Genomic DNA, 25,379 nt, shown 5'->3' on the forward strand with positions numbered 1-25,379 from the left:
GTCACCTCGTACGGTTGGGGTATCCGCTCGACATCTATTTCACGTGATACGTTTCCTTCGACATCAAGACGGCAAGTTTAACTTCCTTCTCAGCAGCAGCCGCTTGCAATCGCTCCATCAAATTCGGCGTCTCTGTGTAAAGTGGAGGACGGTGAACCGCTTTGTAATGAATCGGTATGAGTGCTTCTGCTTCAAATATAACTGTAGCCGCAATAGCCTGTTCAGGCAAGAGGGTAATTGGCTGTCCGCTCGGCGTCATGCCCGGGAATTGGACGACAGCTGCATTGACCGGCAAGCATGCAATGTCGATGGGGCCGTAGGTTTTGCGGATTTTCCACCAGTAGCCATGCCACAGCGTATCCCCAGAATGAATGAGCTTCTTCTTCCCATCATCTATGATCCAAGCCACCTGCGGATCGCCTACGCCATCGACGGCGTAAGTAGCCGTTGCCGTAATGCCGCCAAGCGTGACGGACTCATTGAGTGCTACGCCTTGAATTCGGGTAAGCCCGCTCTCGCTAGCAAATGGCAGTGAATCTGTGTACATGAATACGGGAATATCAGCGCCATAAAATTGAATGATAGCTGCGGGATCAAAATGATCGCCATGATGATGCGTGATGAAAACGGCGTCTACAGATCCGAATTCATGAAACGGGATCATTGGCTCATGCGATTCACCGAATTTCTCTGGGAAATTGTAAAGCGGGTCAATGACGACGTTTGTTTCTTTCGTTTGGACATGGATACCTGCCCAAGGAAGCTTTTGAATAATCATGGCTAATCATCCTCTCGGCCTAATTAAATTACTAAACGGTAACGTAATTATAATATGCGCAAGCTTGAAAGATGTCAATAAGTGGCAATGTGGATTTTTTGTAAGCGTGTGGCCGGAACTAAATTTAAGCTACCTAACGGGAACCAAGTTTCGTATAATACCCCTAACACTTTCAAGAAGTTAGTGATTGCATTGTTAGAGTCGCGCGTGTCGGAGTATATTACGTTACCCGATTAATAGGCACTATATGGGGGAGAAGGGGGACTAATCTTATGGCACCGTTCATTGCACTTATCGTGTCGTTCGGCGTTTTTCGGTTGGCGGGGTTACTTGGCTGGTCCTATGTAGAAGAATGGCAGCATTCGCTGCAAGCTGCAGTTGCTGTCATGTTCCTGTTAACAGCTTCGGCCCATTGGGGCAAAAGGCGTGGCGACCTGATTCGGATGGTGCCGCCATCCTTCCCAAGGCCGGATTGGATCGTCACCGCTACCGGTTGGCTCGAAATCGCAGGAGCGATCGGCATCCTCATTCCAGCTGTTTCATCGGCTGCTGCCTTAGGCTTGGTGCTCATGCTCCTCGCGATGTTCCCGGCGAATGTAAGGGCAGCGAAGGAGAAGCTGACGATTGGCGGCAAGCCAGTGCCGAATCTCGCGGTTCGAACGTTGCTTCAGCTTGTATTTATCGTTGCTGTATTGGCGGCATCGCCGCTTTTTGCTTCATAGTTTTTACTGCAGCACAGTGGAACGGTAAAGACCGCGCACGCCCGGAAGGCGTGTTTTTGTTATGTTCATGCAATGAACCGATGTCGAATTATAGTAGTTTGTGACGAAAAAATACTTCTTTTAACTGGCAGAAATCGATATACTGAAAGGAATTAATTTGATAGTTTCTTTAGAAATAGAAAGGGGATTACTCCATTGAAATGGTTATTCACAACGATAACCGCGCTAATTATTGGTTCGTGTTATGCGAGCTTTTCGCCTTCTGCTGAGGCTTCGGCACCTACGGCGATAAGCCTGCCTGTCGTCATTCGCGATTTTTCCATGCTAGCGCCTCAAAAACATCCCGATTTTGAAACGTTCAATACAGGTTTTGTTACCGGGATCGTGAATACAACGCTAGGCGCAAACGGCAAGCCTGTTTTTTCAGGGAATACGTTAGCTGTATCTAGCGCGGCAAGCTTTGGGCAGTGGTACACGGATAACTCGTTTAACCAAGCCATTAATAGCACTCTTGAGTTGACGATGCAAAATGGCATCTATACGTATTCGAATGCAAGCTTCTTCCCGATTGACAATCAATTATGGGGGAATGAGGGCTTGCCTCATAATTATCATTTTACAGTCGAGTCGCATAGTAAATTTATATATGAACCAGGACAAACGGTCTCCTTCACGATGGATGATGATTACTGGGTGTTTATTGATAACAAATTAGTCGTTGATGGCGGAGGCGTTCATGGACCTATAAGTGCCACTGTCGATTTAGACACTAAAGCATTAATACCTGGGCAAGCTTATGATTTTGCTTTGTTCCAGGCAGAGCGGCATACGACAGGGTCCAATTTTACGATTCGAACGGATATCGTGTTTGATACGGCGCCGCCAGATACGGCAATCGTGTCAGGGCCTGCTGTCTTGGCTTCAACACCTTCCGCAACCTTCAGTTTTAATGGCAATGAGGATAATGTGGCTTTCCAATGCCAACTTGATAATGGGGCGTATAGCGCTTGTGCTAACTCCGAGACTTTCAGCGGATTGGCAGACGGCAGCCACACGCTGCTCGTTAAAGCAATTGACCCCGTCGGCAACGTCGATCCAACACCCGCGAGCTATACATGGACGGTTGACACCACGGCACCAGATACAATCATCAACACAAACCCGGCGGCCATAACGAAGGATGCCAGTGCGAGCTTTTCCTTCAGCAGCAACGAGAGTGGCGTAACGTACGAATCGAGCTTGGATGGCGCTGCGTTTGCGGCAAGCACGAGCCTCATAACACTGAATGGATTAGCGGACGGCAGCCATACGCTGGCAATCAGGGCTATTGATCCAGCAGGCAATGTGGATGCGGTCCCAACAAGCTATACGTGGATGATCGATCGAGTGAAGCCCGTCATTACACGAAATGGCGACGCCCGCATTGAGATCGTTCAGGGAGCAGCTTTTACAGATCCTGGCGCTTCCGCCTCCGATAACGTGGATGGCAATTTATCAACGGCCATCACGGTTTCCGGTGATGCTGTAGACACACAAACCATTGGCGAATATACGATGGCCTACACCGTGTCCGATGCAGCGGGCAATGCGGCGGATACGGTCGAGCGGGTTGTAAAAGTGATAGCAGCGCCCGCTACGTCTCCTGTAACCAGCGGCAGTAGTACAGCCTTGTCCGCTAATGCTGATCTATTCTCGTTAGAGCTGGCAGCAGAAGGAGAACATTTAGCGATTACGCCTGCTTTTAGGCCGGATATTACATCTTATGTGACACAAACGACGGCAAATGAAGCGTTGGTGACGGCAAAAACATCAGATGCCTCTGCAAAAGCTGCTTTAACGATGAACGGCCAAGATATAAATGGAGGAAAGCTGGCCTTGAAGGAAGGCGATAATCGCCTCGTTATTGTTGTGAAAGCAGAAAGCGGCGTAACGAAGATGTATACGGTTACGATTCGGCTCATGGCATCATTCTCCGACTTGGCGGGGCATTGGGCGGAAGAGCAAATTTTGAAGGCCGTTGAACAAAAGCTTGTAACAGGCTATCCTGACGGTACGTTTAAGCCTAACCATTCGATTACGCGTGCGGAATTTACAGTTATGCTGATGAATGCGATCCAGCCAAACTTATCGCAAGGGGCATCACTAACCTTTAAGGATAAGGCTGAGATTGGAGAGTGGGCCCAAGGGGCAATCGCAGCAGCCGTGCATGCTGGCATTATCCAAGGGTACACGGACGGATACTTCCATCCGAACGCAACGATCACTCGTGCAGAGATGGCAGTTATGATCGCAAGGGCGCTCAACTTTACAACCGATGCTAATATTGCTGGGTTCGCTGACTTCACAGCCATTCCGCAATGGGCGCAAGAGGCAGTCAATGCTCTTCAAGCCAATGGTTTAATCCAAGGCCGCAGCGGCAATCGCTTCGCGCCTAATGAACAGGCTACTCGCGCAGAAGCAGCGGTATTGTTGCTTCGAATTTTGAACTAGTAAATGTAACATGATGAACATCTTCAAGATTGTTCCTTTGCCGTAAGAGGTGGGGACAATTTTGGAGATGTTTTTGTTTTTTTGTAGTACTTGCAGACTAGCCAAGAGGCAGGGCTGGCATTGACTATTCCAACATCTATGTATGCGCTGCCAATCCAGTCCTATATTCGAAAGTTTCTAGTACTCTATCATAAAAATCACGCATGTTTTTCAAAAAATCGTAGTGCTATAGTTGGATGAAACCACACTGTTATCATCTATTTGTTTAATTACTGGAGGTAGGGGACGCGAATGAAAAAACTAAAGAAGATGATTTCAACTTTGTCCGTTGCATCTGTCGTTGCCAGCAGCTTATGCCTGGTAGCTCCGGCAGCCGCAAGCGCAGCTACAGGGGCTAACAATTCGATTTTCGGGCCGAATGTGTTCGTATTCGATCAATCGATGTCTACGAGTGATATTGAAAGCGATGCCAACGCCGTCTTCGACATTCAAGAAGATAACCAATTCGGCAATGACCGGTATGCGCTGTTATTCAAGCCCGGCACTTATGATGTGGACGTGAAGGCAGGCTTTTATACGCAGGTTTCAGGCTTGGGACAAAATCCTGACGATGTGTTAATTACCGGCAGCGCGAACGTCGATGCGCAGTGGTGGGGCGGCAATGCGACGCTGAACTTCTGGCGGTCGTTCGAAAACTTTGCTATAGACCCGGTAGGCAATGATACCAAATATGCGGTTGCACAGGCAGCGCCGATGCGCCGTATGCATATCAAGAGCAACATGCTCCTGTTCGACTTCGATCCGTGGTGGAATGCAGGCTGGGGAAGCGGCGGTTTCTTGGCGGATTCCATTATCGATAATCAAATCATTCCAGCTTCGCAGCAACAATGGTTCTCCCGCAATAATCAATATGGCAGCTGGTCCAATGGCGTATGGAATATGGTGTTTGTTGGCGATTCGGCTCCGCCTTCTGGAACGTTCCCGCAGGAGCCTTATACCGTTGTTGACGAGTCGCCGGTCATTCGCGAGAAGCCGTATTTGTATATCGATTCGAATGGCGAATATCAAGTATTCGTGCCTGATAAGCAAACGAATGCTAAAGGCGTAAGCTGGGCGAATGGCTCGACGCCTGGACATTCGGTTTCGATCAATGATTTTTATATCGCTCAGCCAGGCACTTCCGATGCAGCAAGCATCAATGCGGCACTGAGCAGCGGCAAAAATGTGATTTTCACGCCAGGCATCTTCCACACGGATGATACCATTCGCATTACGAACCCTGACACGATCGTGCTGGGGCTCGGCATGGCTACCATTATTCCGGATAATGGGCAAATTGGCATGACGATTGCGGACGTGGATGGCGTTAAAGTCGCGGGGCTCTTGTTCGATGCGGGACCGCAAAACTCGCCTTCCTTGCTGGAAGTCGGGCCGGCAGGCAGCTCGCTGGACCATGCGGCGAACCCAACTTCCCTGCATGATTTGTTCTTCCGTGTGGGCGGCGACATTCTTGGTTTGGCAGACAACGTAATGACGATCAACAGTGACGATGTAATCGGTGATCACTTCTGGATATGGCGTGCGGACCATGGCGCTTCCGTGACGTGGGGAACATCCTCTAAGACTGGATTAATCGTCAACGGGGATGACATCACCATGTATGGTTTGTTTAATGAGCATCATAGCGAGTATCAAACGTTGTGGAACGGCGAGCGCGGCCGGACTTATTTCTACCAATCGGAAATTCCTTATGATCCACCGGCTCAAGCGGATTGGATGAGCAATAATGGAACAGTTAACGGATATGCATCCTATAAGGTAGCAGATGGGGTAACGACACATGAAGCATGGGGCTTAGGCATCTACTCCTACTTCAGGGATGCTGCTGTGAAATTGGAAAGTGCAATCGAAGTGCCGAATGTGCCCGGAATCAAAATTCATCATGCTACGACGATCTTCCTGAGCGGCATGGCGGGCAGTGAAATTACGCATATTGTGAATCAAAATGGCGGCAGGGTTTATGCGAATAGCCCGGAATCTGCGATGAGGCAGACGCTTACGGAATTCGTCGGCGGTGACGCGGTTGCGCCTAGCGTGCCTGCCAACTTGTCCGCAGCGGCAATATCGAATAGCAAGATTGAATTGAACTGGACAGCTTCCACCGACAATGTAGGGGTAGAAGGCTACGATATTTACCGGAATGGAGTTCTAGTCGGATATAGTGGCACAACGAGCTATCAAGACGGCGGCTTAAGCTCCTCCACGGCGTATACGTACACGGTCAGGGCGAAGGATGCAGCCAGCAACACTTCCGCTGACAGCAATACGGCTTCAGCTACAACGCAATCCAATGGCGGCAAAGTCGACCGTATCGGCTGGACGGCTACGACGTCTACTGGCAGCAATGACCCTTACTCGAATTTATTCGATGATAATTTGAATTCCCGTTGGAGTGCAGGCACGACGATGGTTCCAGGCCAAAGCCTGACGATTGACATGCAGGCCGCTAACGATATTACGAGAGTAGTAATGGACTCATCTAATAGTGCGAATGACTACGCCCGCGGGTATGAAATTTATGCTTCGGCAGACGGCACGAACTGGGGCAGCGCTATAGCAAGCGGCACAGGTACAGGCGCGGTTATTTCCGTTGATGCGGTTGCCCAAAATGTTCGCTATATCAAAATCGTACAGACAGGCACTTCTGGAAGCTGGTGGTCCATCAATGAGATTTATGTTTATGGGACGCCTTCGGTCGTAACACCTTCGGATACGACGCCGCCAGAGACGACGATCGATTCGAGCCCAGCGGCAGTATCGAACAGCGCAACGGCAACGTTCACGTTCAGCAGCAACGAAAGCGGCACGTTCGAAGCAAGCCTGGACGGCGCAGCATTCGCAGCAAGCACAAGCCCGCTGACGCTCACAGGCCTGGCAGACGGCAGCCACACGCTGCAAGTGCGTGCGATTGACGCAGCAGGTAACGTGGATGCAACGCCAGCAAGCTACACATGGACAATCGACACAGCCGTAACGCCGCCGCAAGATACGACGGCACCGGAAACAACAATTGATTCGGGTCCGGCAGCAGTATCGAACAGCGCAACAGCAACGTTCACGTTCAGCAGCAATGAGAGCGGAACGTTCGAAGCAAGCTTGGATGGTGCAGCATTCACTGCAAGCACAAGTCCGCTGACGCTCACAGGCCTGGCGGACGGCAGCCACACGCTGCAAGTGCGTGCGATTGACGCAGCAGGCAATGTGGATGCAACGCCAGCAAGCTACACATGGACAATCGACACAGCCGTAACGCCTCCGCAAGATACGACGGCACCAGAAACGACGATTGATTCGAGTCCAGCGGCAGTATCGAACAGTGCAACGGCAACGTTCACGTTCAGCAGCAACGAGAGCGGCACGTTCGAAGCAAGCTTGGACGGCGCAGCATTCGCAGCAAGCACAAACCCGCTGACGCTTGCAGGCTTAGCAGACGGCAGCCACACGCTGCAAGTGCGTGCGATTGACGCAGCAGGCAATGTGGATGCAACGCCAGCAAGCTACACATGGACAGTAGAAACAGTACCGCCAGTAGTATCCAGCGGTGGAGGCGCCAACTTGTCCGACAATGCAGACTTGCAATCCTTGGAGCTTCAAGCGGATGGCAAGAGCTTGGCGATTACGCCAGCTTTCCAAGCCAATGTGACGTCATACACAGCGGCAACAGAAGCAGCTCAGGTGCAAGTAGCAGTTAAAACCGCGCATGCGGGGGCAACTGCGACGTTGGCCGTGAACGGCCAACCGATTAGTGATGGCAAAGCTGCGCTGAAGGAAGGCGATAATAGCCTTGTCATTACGGTAAGATCGGCGATTGGCTTGACCAAATCGTACACGGTTAAGATTCACCGTTCGGCGGCTCCAACAACAACGACGCCAATTACATTCTCTGACTTGACCGGGCATTGGGCAGAACAGCAAATCTTGTCGGCAGCACAGCAGAAGCTCGTTAGCGGCTACCCAGACGGAACGTTCCAGCCTGATCACACGATCACGCGTGCGGAGTTTACCTTCATGCTGATGAATGCACTGCATCCAGAAGCCAAAGGTGCTGAACTTGCATTCGCAGACAAAGATGCGATTGGCACATGGGCGCAAGCAGCGATTGCAGCTGCTGTCCAAGCAGGCATCGTTCAAGGCTACGCGGATGGCAGCTTCCAACCGAACGCGACCATTACCCGTGCCGAAATGGCAGCTATGGTTACTCGCGCTTTAGGCATCACCTCTAGCGCAGAAGCGGCTGGCTTCTCAGACCAAGCGGCTATCCCGCAATGGGCACAAGGCGCAATCGACGTACTTCAAGCCGAAGGCTTTATCCAAGGCAGAAGCGACAACCGCTTTGAGCCGAATGCAGAAACGACACGCGCGGAAGCAACCGTATTGCTGCTGCGGATTTTGCAAAAGTAATCGGTGCGGGTAATTTCCTTAGCAAGTCCCCTCCCATAACATAATTAATGGCTATATAAGTCCGGTTATCCGGAATTGTGTAGCCATCTTTTTATGCCGTGATTTTAGCGTCGGTATAGCAAATCTATGAGCGCAGAAAAACCTGCCCTATCAGCCCGCAGGGGCGATAATCGGCCGAATAGGGCAGAAAAACCTGCCCTATCAGCCCACCTGAATCGATTTACTCGTTCTTCACCGTCCGTATGGCGGCTCACTCTGATCGAATGCCCAGCCATTGCCGATGCTCTGCTGCGGGTAATGCGAGTCCCCAGCACGGTGGTTTACGACGCCGGGGTAATAGTGCTGGTGGTGCGAATGCGGATGGCCGGTGTGGACAGGGGCTGCTTGCATTACTCCTTGCACCTGTGGCTGCGACACTGGCAGTGGCATAGGCATATTGCAGTTACGAGGAGGACCGATGACGACCGTATCTTGAATCGGCGCGAATGCCTGCTTCACTAGCGCTTCATTGAGGCAATAGGTATGTGCGAATACGTTGGCTGGCGTTAAGCGCAGCATGTCTGAGGCGGGAATAAACTCAGGCACAGGTGCATCGAAGATTGCGATGAGATGCGTATTATCGACAGTTGCGACCTCATAGTGCCACCAGCCTTGCGGAACGTTGGCGACTTGTCCCGGTTGAATTGGGAAGTTCAACAGCTTCTTGGTAAAAGGGTTGATAAGCGAAACGACCGCTGCACCTGAGACGCAATAAACTAATTCCGATGCGTTTTGGTGGATATGTGGCTCGACCACATTGCCCGTACTGAGAAAAATATCAAGCATGGATACGTTGCCTAGCGTATTCAGTTGTTTGATGGAAAGGGCATTAATGTAGTTCTGGTTATCTTTGCGGAAGAAGGGGTTATTGCGCAAATCATAAGTAAATTGAACATTAGGGGACGTGTAATCCATATAAGAAACGGACACGAAGTACCTGCCTTTCTTGTCGCTTTATTAGGCGACTGGTCATTTGCCCTATCCTATGTGTTGCATCAGCTAGGTGTGCAGTAACACAATTTTGCGCTTGATCCACGCGGCTAAGGCAGAAAAATTGCAGATGAATTTATCGGGAAGAAGTAAGCTACTATGCGCTAATAGGCCTACTATTTCCGGGGAAATGATCATAAGGCTTGCGTAAAAAGCCGTTTAGGTGTTCAAACATTATAATGTTTGTTGACCGGAGCGGCTTTTCGATGTATCTTAACATTATAACGTTATAAATGGTTGAGTTATCACATCGATGCGTATGCTAACGAGAATGATCTTGGAGACAGGTGATGAAATGAAACCACAACGAATCGTATGGCGGAACGTAAGTATGGCAGGCGTCCAAGAACCGATGGACATCGTCATCGAGCAAGGAAAAATCGCCGAGCTTTTAGCAGCGGGAGAAGGCAATGGTGATGAAGTGCTAGACTGTTCGGGGCAATTCGTATCGAGCGGCTGGATCGACCTTCATGTCCATGCCTTTGCTGAGCTAGAGCCTTATGGGGATGAAATCGACGAAATTGGCGTAAAGCAGGGCGTGACGACAATTGTAGATGCAGGCAGCTGCGGCGCTGATCAAATCGATGATTTAGCAGCCAGCCGCGCAACCGCGAAGACGAATCTGCTCGCTTTACTTAATGTTTCAAAAATCGGCTTAAAGCGCGTGGACGAGCTTTCGAACATGGCGTGGATCGACCTTGGCCAAGCAGTCAACGCTGTTCAGCGGCATCCTGACTTTATTGTCGGGCTGAAAGCGAGAATGAGCGGCAGCGTCATCGGGGAAAACGGCTTGAAGCCGTTAATCGCCGCACGCGAGCTGTCGGTGCGGACAGGGCTTCCTTTAATGGTGCACATCGGCTCGAAGCCGCCCGGCATTGAGGGAATCGTTCCGCTGCTGGCGGACCAAGATGTCATTACGCATTATTTGAACGGCAAAAAAAATCGGCTGTTCGACGACCACGGCAAACCGCTTCAAGTGCTGGCAGATGCGCTAAAGCGAGGTGTTCAGCTCGATGTGGGCCATGGCACGGCAAGCTTTTCTTTTGAGGTGGCGGAAGCGGCGAAAGCGAACCATGTTCCGCTGCACACGATTAGTACAGATATTTATCGCGGGAACCGGCTGAACGGTCCCGTTTACAATTTATCGCTCGTCTTAACGAAGTTTCTGCATATCGGCTATGCCTTGGAAGAGGTCATCGCAGCAGTAACGTCACATGCAGCGGCATGGCTGCGCAGGCCGGAGTTAGGTCGCATTCAAGTTGGCGAGCCCGCCAATCTCACGCTTTACACCGTCACGGCCGAGAACGTGGAGCTCGTCGACTCTGAAGGGGTGCGCCGAACGGCAACGCAACGAATTCAAGCCAAAGGAGCTTATATACATGGTCAATTCATTGAATGCTAAATATGGGTTAAAACGCGTTATTAACGCCAGCGGGCGCATGAGCATACTCGGCGTGTCGGCTCCATCCGATTCGGTTATGGAAGCAATGAAGCAAGGCGGCCAGCGTTATGTTGAGATTGCTGAGCTCGTTGATAAGGCGGGGGACTATATCGCTCGGCAGATCGATTCAGAAGCGGCTGTTGTTGTGAATTCAGCATCGAGCGGCATTGCGCTTGCAGTGGCGGGCATCGTGACGAAGGGCAATCGCCGCCTGAGCGTCCGGCTTCATCAAGAGCCAATCGCGGTGAATGAGATCATTATTCTCAAAGGCCATAACGTACAGTATGGCGCACCGGTTGAAACGATGGTATATCTCGGAGGCGGGAAGCTCATCGAGGTTGGTTATGCAAACGAAGGAAAAGCCGAGCATATTGAGGATGCAATCGGCGAGCGGACTGCCGCTATTTTGTACGTAAAATCCCATCATGCCGTCCAGAAAAATATGATTTCCGTCGAAGAAGCGTGGGAAGTCGCACAGCGGAACAACATTCCGCTCATCGTGGATGCGGCGGCGGAAGAGGATTTGCGCAAATACGTGAAGGTTTCTGATCTTGCGATCTACAGCGGCTCCAAAGCAATTGAAGGGCCGACATCCGGCATTGTTGCCGGCAAACGGGCATACATCGAATGGGTGAAAGTACAGCTGCATGGCATCGGCCGCAGCATGAAGGTTGGCAAGGAAACGACATTCGGCTTGCTTCAGGCGCTTGACGAGTATGAAGTGAAAGTTGATCGCAGCGAGCAGGAGCGCACTTCATTGGACAAGCTCATGCCGCTCAATGAGCTGGCTGGCGTTAAAGTGACAGTCGTACAGGATGAAGCGGGACGGACCATCTACCGTGCGCGTATCCAGATTGATCCGGCTGCATCGGGCACGACGGCCAAGGCGGTTGTTCAAAGGCTCATGGACGGCGATATTGCGGTGTATACGCGCGATTATGGCGTGAAGCAGGGGTATTTTGATATCGATCCTCGCCCGCTACAAGGTGACGACATGGACGTTATTGCAGATCAAGTCCGTAAACTAGCACAAGCAGGAGGCAACTAACGATGACGATTCCTACAACGATGGCGAAACGGCTGTATAAAGGGCGCGCGGCTTTGAACGTTTTGGCTGGCAGCGTGGACAATGCACGAGAAGTATTCGAAGCGGCAGAAGGCTATGTGCTTGTCGGTGTCCTATCCAAGGACTATCCGACGGTTGAAGCGGCAGTGGCTGCGATGAAGGTTTACGGCGAAGCGATTGAAGACGCGGTTTCTATCGGGCTAGGCGCTGGCGATAATCGTCAAGCTGCAGTCGTCGCGGAGATTGTAAAATCGTATCCGGGCACGCACATTAATCAGATGTTTCCGGCAGTAGGCGCTACGCGCGCGAATCTTGGCGCACAGGATAGCTGGATTAACAGCCTTGTTTCGCCTACGGGCAAAGTCGGTTACGTGAACTTGTCGACGGGCCCTGCCAGTGCGGCACAAAGCGAGCATGCAATTGTTCCCGTTCGGGCAGCTATTGCGCTCGTGCGCGACATGGGCGGCAATGCGCTCAAATATTTCCCGATGAACGGGCTTAGCTGCGAGGATGAGCTTCGCGAGGTGGCGCGGGCTTGCGCTGAAGAAGGCTTCGCGTTAGAGCCGACAGGTGGCATTGATAAAGTAAACTTCGAACCGATTGTGCGCATCGCACTTGAAGCTGGTGTGCCGCAAGTTATTCCGCATGTGTACTCTTCTATTATCGACAAGGCGACGGGGAATACGATTCCAAGCGATGTCAGTGAGCTGCTGGCGACGATGAAGAAGCTGGTCGATCAATATGGCGGCTAAACGCAAACGGGTTGCAGCCTTCGGCGAAGTCATGATGCGCCTGCAAGCGCCGGGATATGAATTGCTGACGCAAGCGAATACGCTGCAATATTCCTTTTCCGGCACGGGCGTAAATGTCGCTTCGGCGCTTTCGCGATTTGGCCATGAGGCCTCTCTCGTGACACGGCTGCCCGATAATCCGCTAGGCGATGCGGCGGAAGCTTTCTTGCGGAAGCTCGGCATCTTAACGCCACACATTGTGCGCGGCGGGGCGTACCTCGGTATGTATTTTCTCGAAAATGGGTTCGGCGCCCGTCCAAGCCGCGTGACCTATTCGAATCGCCAAATGAGCAGCTTCAATACGGCGCCGAACGGCACGTACGAAGCGGAGCGGATTGCGCCGCAAATCGATCTCATCCATTTCTGCGGCATTTCGCTTGCGATGAACGATAGCGTACGCGCGCAAATGAAGGCGCTGGCTAGAGCCGTGAAGGCGAAGGGCGGCACCGTTGTTTTCGACTGCAACTATCGCCCTGCCCACTGGGGAGAAGGCGGTTATGCGTTAGCGAAGCCGCATTATGAGGAAATGCTGGAGCTGGCGGATATCGCCATGATGAATGAACGGGACGCGATGCTCATTCTTGGGATGCCGGCGAAGCAGGAAGGGCGCGAGGAGCAGCTAGTAGAGCTGCTTCCGCAGGTAGCCAAGCATTACGGAATTAATGTGCTCGCAGGGACGCATCGTGCAGTGAATGGAGACAATACGCACACCTTGCGTGGATTTCATTATAAGAACGATGCTTTTACATTCGCGGAGCCTCGAACATTTTCCGTCTATGACCGAATCGGTGCAGGTGACGCTTATGCCAGCGGGATTGTGCATGGCGAATTGACGGGCTTTACGCCAGAGGAGACAGTCAATTTCGCCGTTGCATCTGCGATGCTCGCGCATACAATCTCAGGCGACACGCCGATGTCCTCGGAGCGGGATGTCCGCCGAGCGATGACTGAAGCTGCAGGTGATGTAGAAAGGTAGGGACTAAGCCGGATGAAATTAACCCGCAACGGCAAGCCGCTATATTTGCAGGTCATGAGCATTATTAAAGACCGTATTTTGCACGGGATGTATCCCGTCGATTCGACGATTCCATCGGAGCCGCAGCTAGAGCAGGAGTTCGAAGTGAGCAAGATTACGGTTCGCAACGCCATTAAAGCCCTCGTGCAAGACGGCTACCTGGAGACGAGCAGCGGCAGAGGGACGAGAGTCATTCGCAACACTTCATCCTCTAAGCTGTCGAAGCTGAAACGGTTTACCGAGGTACTGGTGGAGGAAGGGCATCAAATTCGCAAGCAGCTGCTACGGTCGGAGCTTGTGGATAATGAAGAGGGCAGTGAGCCAGCCCGGCTGTTCGGCTCCCGGTGCTTGCGTATTGAGCGGCTGTATCTTTTGGACAATCATCCGTATATTCATTTCAAGCATTATGTATCGGCTGAGCTGGTTGAGGTATCGGCTGCTGACTTGAGCGCACAGTCATTATACGAGCTGCTTGAGGAGCAAGGCGTGGTGCTGGATAAGCATCGGGATGCGTTCGCAGTGTCCGTTGCGCCGCCTGCTGTGCGGGAGGCGCTGGGGCTTCATGAACAGGATGCGGCGTGCCTTCAGCGGTCACGCTTCTCGTATGGCGAGAACGGGGAATTGATCGAATACAGTGTCGGCTATTACAACACGAAGCTGCATCCTTATGTCGTTAACTATGATGGATAACGCAATTCGGACTCCCATGCGCCTAAGAAGGCCTGCCTTCTTGTGGCGGCAGAGGGAGTTTCTTGTATTGGGCAGGCGCAAGCGGATCACAATAGCAGTAGCTTAGGATGAAAATGGACGGGAGAAGGAAGTGGACGTTCATGGCACAATGGTTCCGTAGGTCGTTGAAGCGCAAAATAACGATTTTGCTGCTCGTGTCCATTCTGGTGCCTCTCATATCACTCGGGCTTTTCTCGTACTGGATCGCTTCGGATCTGACGGAAGAGAAGACTAAGCAATCGGGCATCAGCATACTCGAACAGATGGAAACGAACCTCGATTTTATTATGAAGGACATGGAGAACATGTCGATCTTTCTGATAGGCAATAAGGATGTCCAGAAATATTTGACCAGCTCGGAGGGCGAAGCCATTAAGCAGCAAACACGGATGACGGAGTTTTTGACGAATCTCGTGTACTCTAAGCCTTACATATCGGACATTACGATTTATCCAAATAACCAAGTTAGCCCGGTATCCAATGTTACCATCTTCGAATCGGATCTTACGGTGATGCCGGGCGGACGGCTTAATCCTTCCAGCAAATCGACGGCCGCATGGTGGTCGCCGTTATATAACATTCGCACAGCGGGAGGGGATAAACGCGTCGTCTCGTACGTGCGCCCTGTACGCAGCTTAAGCGGGTACCATCCCATCGGCCAGCTCGTGGTTAGTTTGGATGAGTCTGTCGTGGCCAGCATGCTGCAAAGCTCAGGGCTGCCAGACAAGGGCTATGTACTGCTGCTTGACCGCGACAATAGCGTTCTCTCTGGCTCGCTTGACCCGCTGCCTCGCAAGCTAAGCGAAGTGCTGCCTAATCTTGCTGCAATGATAGGGAAATCCGGCGCGCTGCAAGGGGATGACGGCAATGAACAGATGTCTGTCCTCTTTCTGACGATGCCGAAAGTGGGCTGGAAGCTGCTCGAAGCGATTCCGTCCGCGACGTACACGTCCCAGAACCGTTACGTGCTGGCCTTGACGGCTATTGCGGTTGGCGTTGCGCTGCTGCTCATTATTGCACTCGTTATCTTCTTCGTCCAGCGGTTGACAAGGCCGCTGCGCATGTTGACTGCGTTCTTAAAAAACTCGGATCCCGAGCAGCCGATGAAAACATATCCGGTGGAATCCATGGACGAGGTAGGCCAGCTCATCCGCAGCTATAACCGATTAAGCGGTCGCATCGAACGGTTGACCGAGGAAGTGAAGCATGCCGAGGCTGAACGGACGCATACGGATATGATTGCGCTGCAGGCGCAAATCAATCCCCATTTTTTATATAACACGCTGTCTTCGATCCATTGGATGGCGTTAATGAAACAAGACCATAACACGGCAGAGATGGTGGGCAGCTTAACGGAGTTTCTTCGTTTCAGCTTAAACAAGGGCGCGCAATATTGTACAGTGGAGCAAGAATTTGCGCATGCGCGCCACTATGCCAACATTCAGGCGATACGGTACCCCGAGCAATTCGAGATGATGTTCATGATGGACCCCCAGCTTCGCGGAGCAATGATGGTGAAGCTGCTGCTGCAGCCGCTTATCGAGAACGCACTCATTCATGGCATTCAGAAGAAGAGCGGCAAAGGCGTGATTAGCGTACTGGCTAGCCAGCAAGGGTCAGAGATGATGTTTGCCATTGAGGATTCTGGCATCGGGATAGAGCCGGATCGGCTCGCGCGGCTCGTTTCGCTGCTGAATGCGCCGGATGCCCCGCATCGGGACCGCTCCCCAGAGGAAAGCTATGGCCTTCGCAATGTGCATCGGCGGCTGCTGCTGCATTATGGAGCGGATGCGGGGCTGAAGATCGAGAGCACGCCGGGCGTCGGTACGCGCATAAGCTTCATTTTGCCAGTGACGGAGGAATGATCAAACGATGAGGCTGTTAATTGTAGATGATGAGGTTATTATCCGGAACGGGCTGAGCACGGTCATTAACTGGCAGGAGCTTGGCTTCGAGCTATTGTCCCCTGCGGCTTCGGCTGAGGAGGCGCTGTCCCGCTTCCAGCAGGAGAAGCCGCATATCGTGCTTACGGATATCCATATGACTGGCATGAATGGCCTAGAGCTTGCAGCGGAGCTGAAAAAGCAGATGCCGGATACGGAAGTGATTATTTTGACCGGCTATGACACGTTTACCTATGCCCAGCAAGCGATTCGCGAGGGCGTGAGCGACTACCTGCTTAAGATGAGCCGCCCGGAAGAAATCATTATGGCCGCGATGAAGGCAAAGCAGCGGATCGTCGCCAAGCAGCAATCGAAGAAGCAGGATATTCAGTCCCGTATCGCTTTGCGCGACCAACTGCTGGAGCGGTTGCTTACAGAGGGGGAAAGGAAGGGACCGCTTGCGGATGCTATTGGAGAGCTATTGCCCCTGTTAGCGGAAGAGGAGCAATTGTATCAGGTGCTTCTGCTGGCTGCGTCGGGCTGGGGAGACGATGCTTATCATGTTTCACTGGCACAATTCGCTGTATCGAACATGGTCCAAGAGCTTATCGAAGGCGAGGCGCTGCTGCGCAAAGACCATATCGTGCTGGCTATTCGGCATGATGCTGCACGGCCATTCCACATTGAGCTGGAACGCATTAGCCGCAAGCTCAAGTGCAAGCTCTTTACGGCTGCTGGCTCCGTTGGGGCCGGCAGGGCGCATCTGCAGCAATCGTATGTGGAAGCTGCTTACGCGTTTACCTTCCACTGGATTGCAGGCGAAGATGCCCAGCTTTCGTTCGAAGATGTGCGCGCGCGCAAAGGCGGCAGAACGGTGTGTTCGCAAGAGGATGAGACGCTATTGGTCGCTGTGCTTAAGAGCGGCAGTGCAATCGAATTGCGGCGCTGGGTCGACGCAGCGGTTGCCGTTCAGCTCGCCGATGACCAGCTAACGCCGGATTCGCTGCACGCTTATCTCCATTCAATCGTTATCTCCGGCCATCGCTGGCTGGAGCGTGCGCTGCAGGCGGTGGGGGAAGCTGCCTCGCCTAGTGATGAGCATGGGCAAGAGCTCTTGGCTCGATCAAAGTCGCCGCAGGAGGCGCTGTTTAATCAGCTTGCAGCTGTTATGGACATCTATCGGGAGCATGTCACGGGCGAACGCGTACCGTATGTGAAGCGCGCCGTTGCATTTATTGCCGACAATCTGGACAAAAACCTGACGCTGCAGCAGGTCGCCAAGCATGTGCACCTGAATCCGAATCACTTCAGCGAGGTGTTCAAGCGCGAGACGGGCCTGACGTATATTGAATTCGTCACGAAGGAACGCATGCGACGCGCGATGGAGCTGCTGAAGCAGTCCCCTGCCAAGATCAGCGAGATTGCAGGGCTTGTCGGCTACGAGGACGTCAAGTATTTTAGCCAATTGTTCAAAAAAACGACGGGGAAAACGCCTTCAGAGTACCGGCTCAACACCTGATGGATGTCTACCCTCATGCTGAAGCCTGTCCCCTGCCCAATGATCGCTGTCCCCTCTATACTAAGATTATTCCACCGGGCACAAGCAACAACGCCTCACGGAGTAACTCACAGACAAGCACTAATAGGAGGGTTCTAAAGATGAACAAAAAGACAACTATGATCCTGTCCCTTGTACTTGCAGCATCGCTTACATTAACCGCTTGTGGAAAAGCCGACGATTCGACAGATAAATCAGCAGAGGGCGGCAAAGGCAAAGTAACGCTCACGCTCTGGCATAACTATTCCGGTGACGACCAACGTGCGAAGACGATGCGCTCGCTCATCGAGAAATTCGAGACGGAGCATCCGGACATTAAGCTCGACGTACAAGCGATTCCGCCCGATGGCTACCGGACACGCTTGAAGACGGTTGCGGCGGCGAACGAAATGCCAGACCTGTTCGTGATGTGGCCGGGCGTTATGACGAAGGAATTCCAAGCCGGCAATTTGATCCAACCAATCAATGGCTTGCTCGACAGCAAGAAGGAATGGAAAGACGGCTTCCTGCCGGGCTCCTTCGACGGGTTCACGATTGGCACGGACATCTATAGCGCGCCGATCGCCTTGTCCCCAACTTCGATTTTGTTCTATAACAAAGGGCTGTTCGAGCAAAATAACCTGGAAGTGCCTAAAACGTGGGACGACATGATGCACGCGGTTGAAGTGTTCAAAAGCAAAAAAATTACGCCGATCTCGCTCGGCAACAAAGCGGCTTGGCCGGCACAATCGAGCATCTTGAGCTCGCTTGCTGACCGCGTGACAGGCACGGAATGGTTCTTGAACGCAGCCACTCAGGGCGGTGCGAAGTTCACAGACCCGGAGTTCATCCAATCGCTGCAATATATGAAGGACCTCGGTGACGCCGGGGCGTTCCAATCCGGCTTCAACTCGCTGGACAACACGCAAGCAGAGCAATACTTTGCCCAAGGCAAAGCAGCTATGATGATTGACGGCGGCTGGGCACTGACGAACATTGCGTCGACAGCTTCGACGGAAGCGATGGCTCAAATGGGCGCGACTGTGCTTCCATCGGTGCCGGGCGGCAAAGGCGACCCGAACACGCTTGCTGGCGTAGTCGGCACTGGCCTTGGCATGAGCGCTAAAGTGTCGGGCGAGAAGAAGGACGCGGCTTATGAAGTGATGTATGCTTTGGCAGGGCCAGAAGCGCAGAAACAGGTTTTGGAAAGCAACCAGTTGGTAAGCTACAAGGTTGACCTTGATAAATCGAAAGTAACGCCTATCTTCGCTGAAGTGTATGAGCTGGTGAACAACGTGAAGCGTACGCCAGTATACGATGGAGTATTGTCCTCTGCAGCAGCAGATGAAGTGAACAACGGTTTGCAAGAACTATTGATGGGCGGAAGCCCAGAATCGATCGCGAAGAAAATCCAAAGCGCAGTGGAAAAGAAGTAACAATAAGGAATAAGACGCAACAGCACAACTAGATTACGCGGCTTCGGTTCTTCTGATGAAGGAGAGCCGGGCCGTTACTTCCAACACGAATTGAAATAGAAAGGGAGGGGACATTATGACATCTGCCAGCCGCACGAAAGCGTTTATAGCGGTCGGGCTTCTCCCCGCGCTGCTCTTATTTGTACTCTTTGTTATTCTTCCGATTCTCTGGTCCGCCTATTACGGCTTCTTCGATTGGAAAGGCATTGGAGCTGCCACGTTCATCGGATTCGACAACTATACGGAGGTCGTGAAAGATCCCATCTTCTGGACTTCGTTAAAAAATAATATGCTCATTGTCATTGCGTCCGTATTCGGACAAGTGCCAATCGCGTTAGTGCTTGCCTTGCTGCTCGTCAAAAACTCGCGACTGCATACGTTTATCCGCAGCGCCGTGTTTATGCCGATGGTTCTCTCTTCCGTCGTTGTCGGCATCATTTGGGGTTACATCTATCACCCTGAGATTGGTATCTTGAACTTCTTGCTCGATGGGATTGGGCTTAGCTCGTGGAAGAAGGAATGGCTGTCCGATCCGGATGTATCCATGTACTCGCTCATGGTGCCGATCATCTGGAACTATATCGGCCCTTATCTGATCATGTTTATCGCGGCGCTCAACAACATTCCGAGCGAGATGGACGATGCCGCGAAGATCGATGGCGCCGAAGGCTCCCGCAAGCTGTTTTCGGTTACGCTTCCACTCGTATGGGATACGATCAAGGTAGCTGTCGTACTCTGTATTTCCGGCAGCTTGAAAGCATTCGACCTGATCTACGTCATGACAGGCGGCGGCCCGGCGCACTCGACGGAGCTGCTCGCATCCTACATGTACAATAATACATTCTCGATTTACAGATATGGCTACGGCAGCGCGGTATCGACGGTCATCATCATCATTAGCTTACTTCTGGTCGCTGGCAGCCAATATTTGATGAAACGGGGGGATCGTCTATGATGCAGCTGATTCAGCGCAAATGGAAGAGCGGCTTAGTTAAAGCGCTCATGGTCCTCTATGCACTCATTACGCTTTATCCGCTGTTATGGCTATTCATGAGCTCGGTGAAATCGAACGAAGAATTTTACTCGCGGCCGTTTCTGCTGCCGACGAAGTGGCATTGGGACAGCTTCTCCCGCGCTTGGAACGTCTCGGATATGGGGACGGGGATGTTCAACTCCATCATCGTAACGGGCATCTCGCTTGTGCTGACGCTGGTCATCGCCGCATTAGCCGCATATGTGCTGTCGCGTTTCCAATTCCGCCTCAAGCTGCTCGTGATGGGATTGTTCCTGCTCGGCATGCTCATTCCGATTCACAGTACGCTGGTGCCGCTTTTCATTATGATGAACCAAACGCATTTGCTTAACACGTACGGCGCGCTCATTTTCCCGTATGTTGCATTTGAATTGCCGATTGCGATTTTCATTCTGCAAGCTTACATGAACACGTTCCCTCGCGAGATTGAGGAAGCTGCGTTCCTCGATGGCATGGGCTACTGGGGCATCTTCCGTAAAATGATGCTGCCGCTCTCGGCGCCTGCGATGTCGACTGTCGCGATTTTGGCTGTCCTTCGCTACTGGAACGACTTCTCGTTCGCGCTCGTCTTCATCAGCAAGCCAGCACTCAAAACGCTGCCGCTCAGCTTGTCGATGTTTGCAACCGGCTACATGACGGACTACCAGCTTACGATGGCGGCGCTTGCCATGGCTGTTATCCCGACAATCATTGTTTATCTCGTGTTCCAACGCTCGATTATGCAAGGGATGGTTGCAGGAGCGGTTAAAGGTTAAACGCTTGGAAACGGTTATGAAGAAACAAATTCAGCACGGCTCGCGGCGACTTCATAGACCCGCGAGCTTTCCTGCTTTTTTCTAATTTGAACCCAGTGGAGGGCTCTTACGATGAAGATTCGATTTAACGGTGAAGTGGAAACGCTCCTGCAAGGCATTGAGCGGCTAGCGCCTGCACTTGGCGTGACGTTATCAAGCGAAGAGGATGCGATTCAGGTACAAGTGTCGCATTTGGCACGCGGCCTGAGCGCAAGCTGGGATGGCGCGGCGGGACGGATCGGCTATACGGAGAAGCATCAATTTTTCCGGGCGCTGAGCTTATTCGTGCAACACTACAAGCAGGGCGAGCCATTCCGAGTGGAGGAAGAGCAGCATTTTCGCCAAGTCGGCCCGATGTTCGACGTGTCCCGTAATGCGGTATTGACGGTGGAGAGCTTCAAGCAAATGCTCGATATGCTGGCTTTGATGGGCATGAATACAGTCATGCTGTATATGGAGGATACGTACACGATTGACGGCGAACCGTACTTCGGCTATATGCGGGGCCGTTATTCCTTCTATGAATTGAAGGAGATCGACGATTATGCGGACCAGTACGGCATCGAGGCGTTTCCAAGTATTCAGACGCTGGCGCATATGGAGGAGTTTTTGAAGTGGGAGCCAGTGTTCCATTATAAGGATACGAAAGGTGCGCTGCTCGTCGGCGATGAGCGGACAAACCAACTGGTCGAGCGGATGATTAAGGCGGTTAGTGCACCGTTCCGCAGCAAGAAGATTCATATCGGGATGGATGAAGCAGAGGAGCTGGGGCGCGGCCGGTATTTGGATCGCAACGGCTTCTCGGAACGGTTCGACATTATGACTGCGCATCTGGACCGCGTGCTGGCTGTCGTGCGCAGCCAAGGCTTGCAGCCGATGATGTGGAGCGACATGTTTTTGAAGATTGCTTCGGGAGCGGAAGGGCGGGACTACGACACCGAAACGACGATTCCCGAGGAGATGGCTAGCCGGATTCCTAGCGGCGTTGATATGGTGTACTGGGATTACGTGCATACGGAGCGGGAAGATTACGAGAAGCTGATCGCAGCCCATCGCCCGATTGGCAGCCGCCTTATTTTTGCAGGCGCGGTCTGGATTTTCAACACGTTCGGCGTCAATTATGGCTTGTCACTGACAGCCTCGGATACGGCGCTTCAAGTGTGCAAGGAGCAGGGCATTGATGAGGTATACGCGACGATGTGGGGCGATGATGGCAACGAGGGCAACCCGTTCGCTGCTTTGCTTGGCCTGCAACTGTATGCAGAGCACGCTTACACAGCTGGGCAGCCGACAGCGGCGCAGCTTGCGGAGCGCGTGAAGCAATGTACGGGCATGGACGCGGAGTCGTTCCTGCTGCAGAAGGATTTGGACGAGACGCCGGGTGCGGAGCCGAATAACAGCAAGCAAAGCAATCCGTCGAAGTTTTTGCTGTATCAGGACGTATTGCTTGGGCTGTTCGATCACCAGATCGCAGGATTGGAGCTGAACAGCCATTATGCGCAACTGGAAGCGCGCATTCTGAGCAAGCGCGTACCGGGCGATAAGCTGGACCATGTGCTGGACGTGCCTGAGAAGCTGTGCGCGGTATTGAAGCTGAAGAGCGAACAGGGCATCGCACTCAAAGCGGCGTATGACGCGGGCGACCGTGAGGCGCTTCGCCATGCTGCTCTGGTTGAGCTGCCTGCGATTGCCGAGGCGGTCCGCGCGCTTCGGGCAGCGCATCGCACGGTATGGCTGCGCACCTTCAAGCCATTCGGCTGGGAAGTAATTGATATTCGTTACGGCGGCGTACTGAGCCGGCTGGATACAGCAGCTTATCGCTTGCTGGAATATGCCGATGGCCGGCTTGGCCGGATCGAAGAGCTAGAGCAGGAGCGATTAGTGTACAGTTCGGCTAACCGGTTCAATAACCGCGGCTTGGGCTGGTGCAGCTACTATTACCGGATGGCTTCGCCGAATGTGTTTTACCATGTGGTGAACCCGTTCTAATGTCCTGCCCGCTGGCAGTGGCAGGCGCAGATGCATATACGAAGATGAACAAGAGGAGTGAGGGGTGTCCCAACAGCCACGAAGGCTGGGGGACACCTCTTTGTGCATTGTAGGGGTCGGAGTTGCGGGTGGAATGGGGTTGCGTTTGCGTGCGGACTGTGGTGTATTTATGTGCCCCGAAGTATGCCCCGGGTGAGGTCGCATTGATGCGCGCGGAAGCCTGCTCATTGCAGATCGTGCAATGGGAACAGCTCGAATACGGCATCGAGGGGATGTCATTGCAGATCGTGCAACGGGAAACGCGGCTTTTGTATGTTTGGGGCACATTGTGGCTCTGCTCTGCCGAATCTCATTGCATGAACTGCAATGGGAACCTTCGGGGCGGACTAGTCCTGCCTTTATCGTTGCACAAAATGCAAGCAACGGTATAGCAATCAGCCCAAATGAAGCAGCTGATCCCACCGTGGACCGCATCATGTGGCGCATTTACATAAGTTGAAACTCCCCCTATTGCTTTCGACCGCAATTCCCGACATGAAAGCATGTTCTTTCACAGCAAAAGCTGTCCTAAAAGCCTGCTAACAATGGCTTTTGGGGCATTTTTTTTGTTATTGGCGGGAAGCTTCGAAGCCGTCGAACAATACGTTCAGGCCAAAGGCGAATTCGGCATCTAAATCGGGAGCTGTCGTTATGGCTGCCAATCGGATAACATGCGGATATTGGTCCTGCGGAAGGGATTGAAACCGGTCGGCATAGGTTGCACTCATTGCCTCCATTGTTTCGCCTTTGTCCGAGGCGCGGCTTTGCAGCCGGCGCTCTTCGTCAGCAAACCCCATGATGAAGTTTTTGATCATGGCCGCTAGCCATGGGACATGGGCATCGAGAAATCCCGCTTGTGATAGCACACGGTATAAGTATTCGATATGAGCAAGCCGAGAAGGGCTTCCTGCAATGGTAGCGCCCATAATCGTGACGGCGTCCCGGTATTGGTTCAGCGTGTGGCGGAAGTTGCTTGCCCACTGTGCCAGCTGCTCACGCCAAGCTAAGCTTGCATCTGGGAACGGGATTTGTTTGCTGATTTGTTCCGCTAGCCCGTGGAGCAGCTGCTCTTTATCTTTGACATGATAATAAAGGGCGGCTGCCTTCACGCCAAGTGCATCCGCAATTCGCCGCATGCTAATGTTCGCAAGGCTCTCCGATTGAAGCAGCTCTAATGCGATGTTTATAATTCGGTCACGATCAAGAGGCGTATGAAGCGGCTCCTGTTGCCCGGCGAGCGGTATAGATTCGGAAGTGGGATAAATGCGTCTTCGGGCCATTCGTGAGCCTCCACTCATTTGGTTATTGACAATTATAGCATAAGGGATTAATCTAACGTCATTAAATTATAATTTATTATTGTTAAATTAAATGATGGCGGAGGGATTCAAATGAGCAAGGATACAAACCAGAGGCCGATGAATGCGATTGTTCGCGTTGCGCAGCAGGCGTTGCCTGCCGCATGGAGACAGGCTTACGAGGGCCAAGAAGCGGAATGGGAGGATATGTTCAACCAATGGGGGGACCGTGCATATGGCGTGTGGATTCAACGTTTTATGCCGCCGATTGTGGCACAGCTGGCACAACAAGGCTGGGTAATAAAAGGCGGGTTTAACCGAAACGATTCGATTGAGAACTGGGGGCCGCCTGAGGAACGGGAACGGTGCGCTTGGTACGTTGTCACTTCGGAAAGCGGAGAGCTGCTAGGTACGTTAATTCTCCAAATCTATCATTCGCATCGTGCATTCCGCCTCCCGCGTGCGCCTCGGTTTGTCTCGGTCGACGCTACAGAACGGGATGGCATCTTAACTGCATTGTCTAACGCGGCGACGCGAGATCGCTGGGATATGCCCGAGGAACGGTTGGCAGGCCCTGCGCTTGCCGGGCAGGCGAAGGAAGTTGTTCGCTGGGAGTATGCGACCGACGTCGCGATAAGCGATTGTTTGCAGCCAGGAGGGGATGGGCAAGTATCGAGCTGGACGCTTGATGCGGCGCTAGCCCACTGGGGGCGGTATGGTTGGGAGCTTGTATCCGTGCTGCCATCAGGAACGCAGACCGTCGCTTTTTTCAAACGTCCCGTTGCGGTGTGAGCAACAATTAGCGGATG

At 52.5% G+C, this 25,379-nt stretch carries 18 protein-coding genes; 15 read left to right on the forward strand and 3 right to left on the reverse strand.

All coding sequences use genetic code 11. The annotated features are described in order from the left end of the window. Window positions 1-34 precede the first annotated feature (34 nt). Window positions 35-778 (reverse strand): MBL fold metallo-hydrolase, encoded by a 744-nt coding sequence (locus GON22_RS12050; RefSeq protein WP_160396348.1) that lies wholly within the window; start codon window positions 776-778, stop codon window positions 35-37. Window positions 779-1,050: 272 nt separating this feature from the next. Here GON22_RS12050 and GON22_RS12055 point away from each other — a divergent pair, with 272 nt between their 5' ends. The 3 genes from GON22_RS12055 (at window position 1,051) to GON22_RS12065 (ending at window position 8,451) form a co-directional block, all read left to right on the forward strand. Next, window positions 1,051-1,500: a DoxX family protein gene (locus tag GON22_RS12055; RefSeq protein WP_160396349.1), complete on the forward strand. Its 450-nt coding sequence runs from the start codon at window positions 1,051-1,053 to the stop codon at window positions 1,498-1,500. Between the two features lie 195 nt (window positions 1,501-1,695). Further along, window positions 1,696-3,990, forward strand: coding sequence for an S-layer homology domain-containing protein (locus GON22_RS12060; protein WP_237179129.1), 2,295 nt, complete (start codon window positions 1,696-1,698; stop codon window positions 3,988-3,990). Between the two features lie 291 nt (window positions 3,991-4,281). Continuing rightward, window positions 4,282-8,451 (forward strand): S-layer homology domain-containing protein, encoded by a 4,170-nt coding sequence (locus tag GON22_RS12065; RefSeq protein ID WP_160396350.1) that lies wholly within the window; start codon window positions 4,282-4,284, stop codon window positions 8,449-8,451. 231 nt (window positions 8,452-8,682) lie between these two features. On the opposite strand, the gene GON22_RS12070 is transcribed toward GON22_RS12065, so the two are convergent. Next, window positions 8,683-9,420 carry a cupin domain-containing protein gene (locus GON22_RS12070; RefSeq protein ID WP_160396351.1) on the reverse strand — a complete coding sequence of 246 codons (738 nt, stop codon included), beginning with the start codon at window positions 9,418-9,420 and terminating at the stop codon, window positions 8,683-8,685. A gap of 355 nt (window positions 9,421-9,775) precedes the next feature. On the opposite strand from GON22_RS12070, the gene GON22_RS12075 reads away from it, so the two are divergent. From GON22_RS12075 to GON22_RS12125, 11 genes are all read left to right on the forward strand, one after another. Next, entirely contained in the window at window positions 9,776-10,882 is a 1,107-nt protein-coding gene (locus tag GON22_RS12075; RefSeq protein ID WP_160396352.1) for an amidohydrolase/deacetylase family metallohydrolase, read from the forward strand. Beyond that, window positions 10,860-11,969, forward strand: a complete 1,110-nt coding sequence (locus GON22_RS12080; protein ID WP_160396353.1) for a DgaE family pyridoxal phosphate-dependent ammonia lyase — start codon at window positions 10,860-10,862, stop codon at window positions 11,967-11,969. The genes GON22_RS12075 and GON22_RS12080 overlap by 23 nt, the downstream gene beginning before the upstream one ends. A 2-nt stretch (window positions 11,970-11,971) precedes the next feature. Continuing rightward, entirely contained in the window at window positions 11,972-12,739 is a 768-nt protein-coding gene (gene dagF / locus GON22_RS12085; protein WP_442954373.1) for a 2-dehydro-3-deoxy-phosphogluconate aldolase, read from the forward strand. After that, window positions 12,729-13,754 (forward strand): sugar kinase, encoded by a 1,026-nt coding sequence (locus GON22_RS12090; RefSeq protein ID WP_160396354.1) that lies wholly within the window; start codon window positions 12,729-12,731, stop codon window positions 13,752-13,754. Before dagF ends, GON22_RS12090 begins: the two co-directional genes overlap by 11 nt. 12 nt (window positions 13,755-13,766) lie before the next feature. Next, window positions 13,767-14,483: a GntR family transcriptional regulator gene (locus GON22_RS12095; protein WP_160396355.1), complete on the forward strand. Its 717-nt coding sequence runs from the start codon at window positions 13,767-13,769 to the stop codon at window positions 14,481-14,483. Window positions 14,484-14,623: 140 nt separating this feature from the next. Beyond that, on the forward strand, window positions 14,624-16,387 hold the full coding sequence (locus tag GON22_RS12100) for a cache domain-containing sensor histidine kinase (protein WP_160396356.1): 1,764 nt from the start codon (window positions 14,624-14,626) through the stop codon (window positions 16,385-16,387). A gap of 7 nt (window positions 16,388-16,394) precedes the next feature. Then, window positions 16,395-17,924 carry a response regulator gene (locus tag GON22_RS12105; protein ID WP_160396357.1) on the forward strand — a complete coding sequence of 510 codons (1,530 nt, stop codon included), beginning with the start codon at window positions 16,395-16,397 and terminating at the stop codon, window positions 17,922-17,924. Window positions 17,925-18,064: 140 nt separating this feature from the next. Then, a complete protein-coding gene (locus GON22_RS12110; RefSeq protein ID WP_160396358.1) occupies window positions 18,065-19,378 on the forward strand; it encodes an extracellular solute-binding protein in 1,314 nt (437 codons plus the stop codon). A 115-nt stretch (window positions 19,379-19,493) separates the two neighbouring features. Then, entirely contained in the window at window positions 19,494-20,372 is an 879-nt protein-coding gene (locus GON22_RS12115) for a carbohydrate ABC transporter permease (protein WP_160396359.1), read from the forward strand. After that, on the forward strand, window positions 20,369-21,205 hold the full coding sequence (locus tag GON22_RS12120) for a carbohydrate ABC transporter permease (RefSeq protein ID WP_160396360.1): 837 nt from the start codon (window positions 20,369-20,371) through the stop codon (window positions 21,203-21,205). The genes GON22_RS12115 and GON22_RS12120 overlap by 4 nt, the downstream gene beginning before the upstream one ends. A 111-nt stretch (window positions 21,206-21,316) precedes the next feature. After that, the gene (locus tag GON22_RS12125; protein ID WP_160396361.1) at window positions 21,317-23,233 is read left to right on the forward strand and encodes a beta-N-acetylhexosaminidase; all 1,917 of its coding nucleotides are present in this window, start codon (window positions 21,317-21,319) and stop codon (window positions 23,231-23,233) included. A gap of 608 nt (window positions 23,234-23,841) precedes the next feature. Here the strand turns inward: GON22_RS12125 and GON22_RS12130 are convergent. Then, on the reverse strand, window positions 23,842-24,552 hold the full coding sequence (locus GON22_RS12130; RefSeq protein WP_160396362.1) for a TetR/AcrR family transcriptional regulator C-terminal domain-containing protein: 711 nt from the start codon (window positions 24,550-24,552) through the stop codon (window positions 23,842-23,844). 111 nt (window positions 24,553-24,663) lie between these two features. Here GON22_RS12130 and GON22_RS12135 point away from each other — a divergent pair, with 111 nt between their 5' ends. Further along, window positions 24,664-25,362 (forward strand): DUF6022 family protein, encoded by a 699-nt coding sequence (locus GON22_RS12135; RefSeq protein ID WP_160396363.1) that lies wholly within the window; start codon window positions 24,664-24,666, stop codon window positions 25,360-25,362. Window positions 25,363-25,379 lie beyond the last annotated feature (17 nt).

It is taken from the genome of Paenibacillus sp. MMS18-CY102 (assembly GCF_009789195.1).
Lineage (GTDB): Bacteria > Bacillota > Bacilli > Paenibacillales > Paenibacillaceae > Paenibacillus_T.

What these genes read in the sequence shown, in the direction of transcription:
- GON22_RS12050 (WP_160396348.1), bottom strand. Translation starts at nt 778, where the DNA reads ATGATTATTCAAAAGCTTCCTTGGGCAGGTATCCATGTCCAAACGAAA.
- GON22_RS12055 (WP_160396349.1), top strand. Translation starts at nt 1,051, where the DNA reads ATGGCACCGTTCATTGCACTTATCGTGTCGTTCGGCGTTTTTCGGTTG.
- GON22_RS12065 (WP_160396350.1), top strand. Translation starts at nt 4,282, where the DNA reads ATGAAAAAACTAAAGAAGATGATTTCAACTTTGTCCGTTGCATCTGTC.
- GON22_RS12075 (WP_160396352.1), top strand. Translation starts at nt 9,776, where the DNA reads ATGAAACCACAACGAATCGTATGGCGGAACGTAAGTATGGCAGGCGTC.
- GON22_RS12080 (WP_160396353.1), top strand. Translation starts at nt 10,860, where the DNA reads ATGGTCAATTCATTGAATGCTAAATATGGGTTAAAACGCGTTATTAAC.
- dagF (WP_442954373.1), top strand. Translation starts at nt 11,972, where the DNA reads ATGACGATTCCTACAACGATGGCGAAACGGCTGTATAAAGGGCGCGCG.
- GON22_RS12090 (WP_160396354.1), top strand. Translation starts at nt 12,729, where the DNA reads ATGGCGGCTAAACGCAAACGGGTTGCAGCCTTCGGCGAAGTCATGATG.
- GON22_RS12095 (WP_160396355.1), top strand. Translation starts at nt 13,767, where the DNA reads ATGAAATTAACCCGCAACGGCAAGCCGCTATATTTGCAGGTCATGAGC.
- GON22_RS12100 (WP_160396356.1), top strand. Translation starts at nt 14,624, where the DNA reads ATGGCACAATGGTTCCGTAGGTCGTTGAAGCGCAAAATAACGATTTTG.
- GON22_RS12105 (WP_160396357.1), top strand. Translation starts at nt 16,395, where the DNA reads ATGAGGCTGTTAATTGTAGATGATGAGGTTATTATCCGGAACGGGCTG.
- GON22_RS12110 (WP_160396358.1), top strand. Translation starts at nt 18,065, where the DNA reads ATGAACAAAAAGACAACTATGATCCTGTCCCTTGTACTTGCAGCATCG.
- GON22_RS12115 (WP_160396359.1), top strand. Translation starts at nt 19,494, where the DNA reads ATGACATCTGCCAGCCGCACGAAAGCGTTTATAGCGGTCGGGCTTCTC.
- GON22_RS12120 (WP_160396360.1), top strand. Translation starts at nt 20,369, where the DNA reads ATGATGCAGCTGATTCAGCGCAAATGGAAGAGCGGCTTAGTTAAAGCG.
- GON22_RS12125 (WP_160396361.1), top strand. Translation starts at nt 21,317, where the DNA reads ATGAAGATTCGATTTAACGGTGAAGTGGAAACGCTCCTGCAAGGCATT.
- GON22_RS12130 (WP_160396362.1), bottom strand. Translation starts at nt 24,552, where the DNA reads ATGGCCCGAAGACGCATTTATCCCACTTCCGAATCTATACCGCTCGCC.
- GON22_RS12135 (WP_160396363.1), top strand. Translation starts at nt 24,664, where the DNA reads ATGAGCAAGGATACAAACCAGAGGCCGATGAATGCGATTGTTCGCGTT.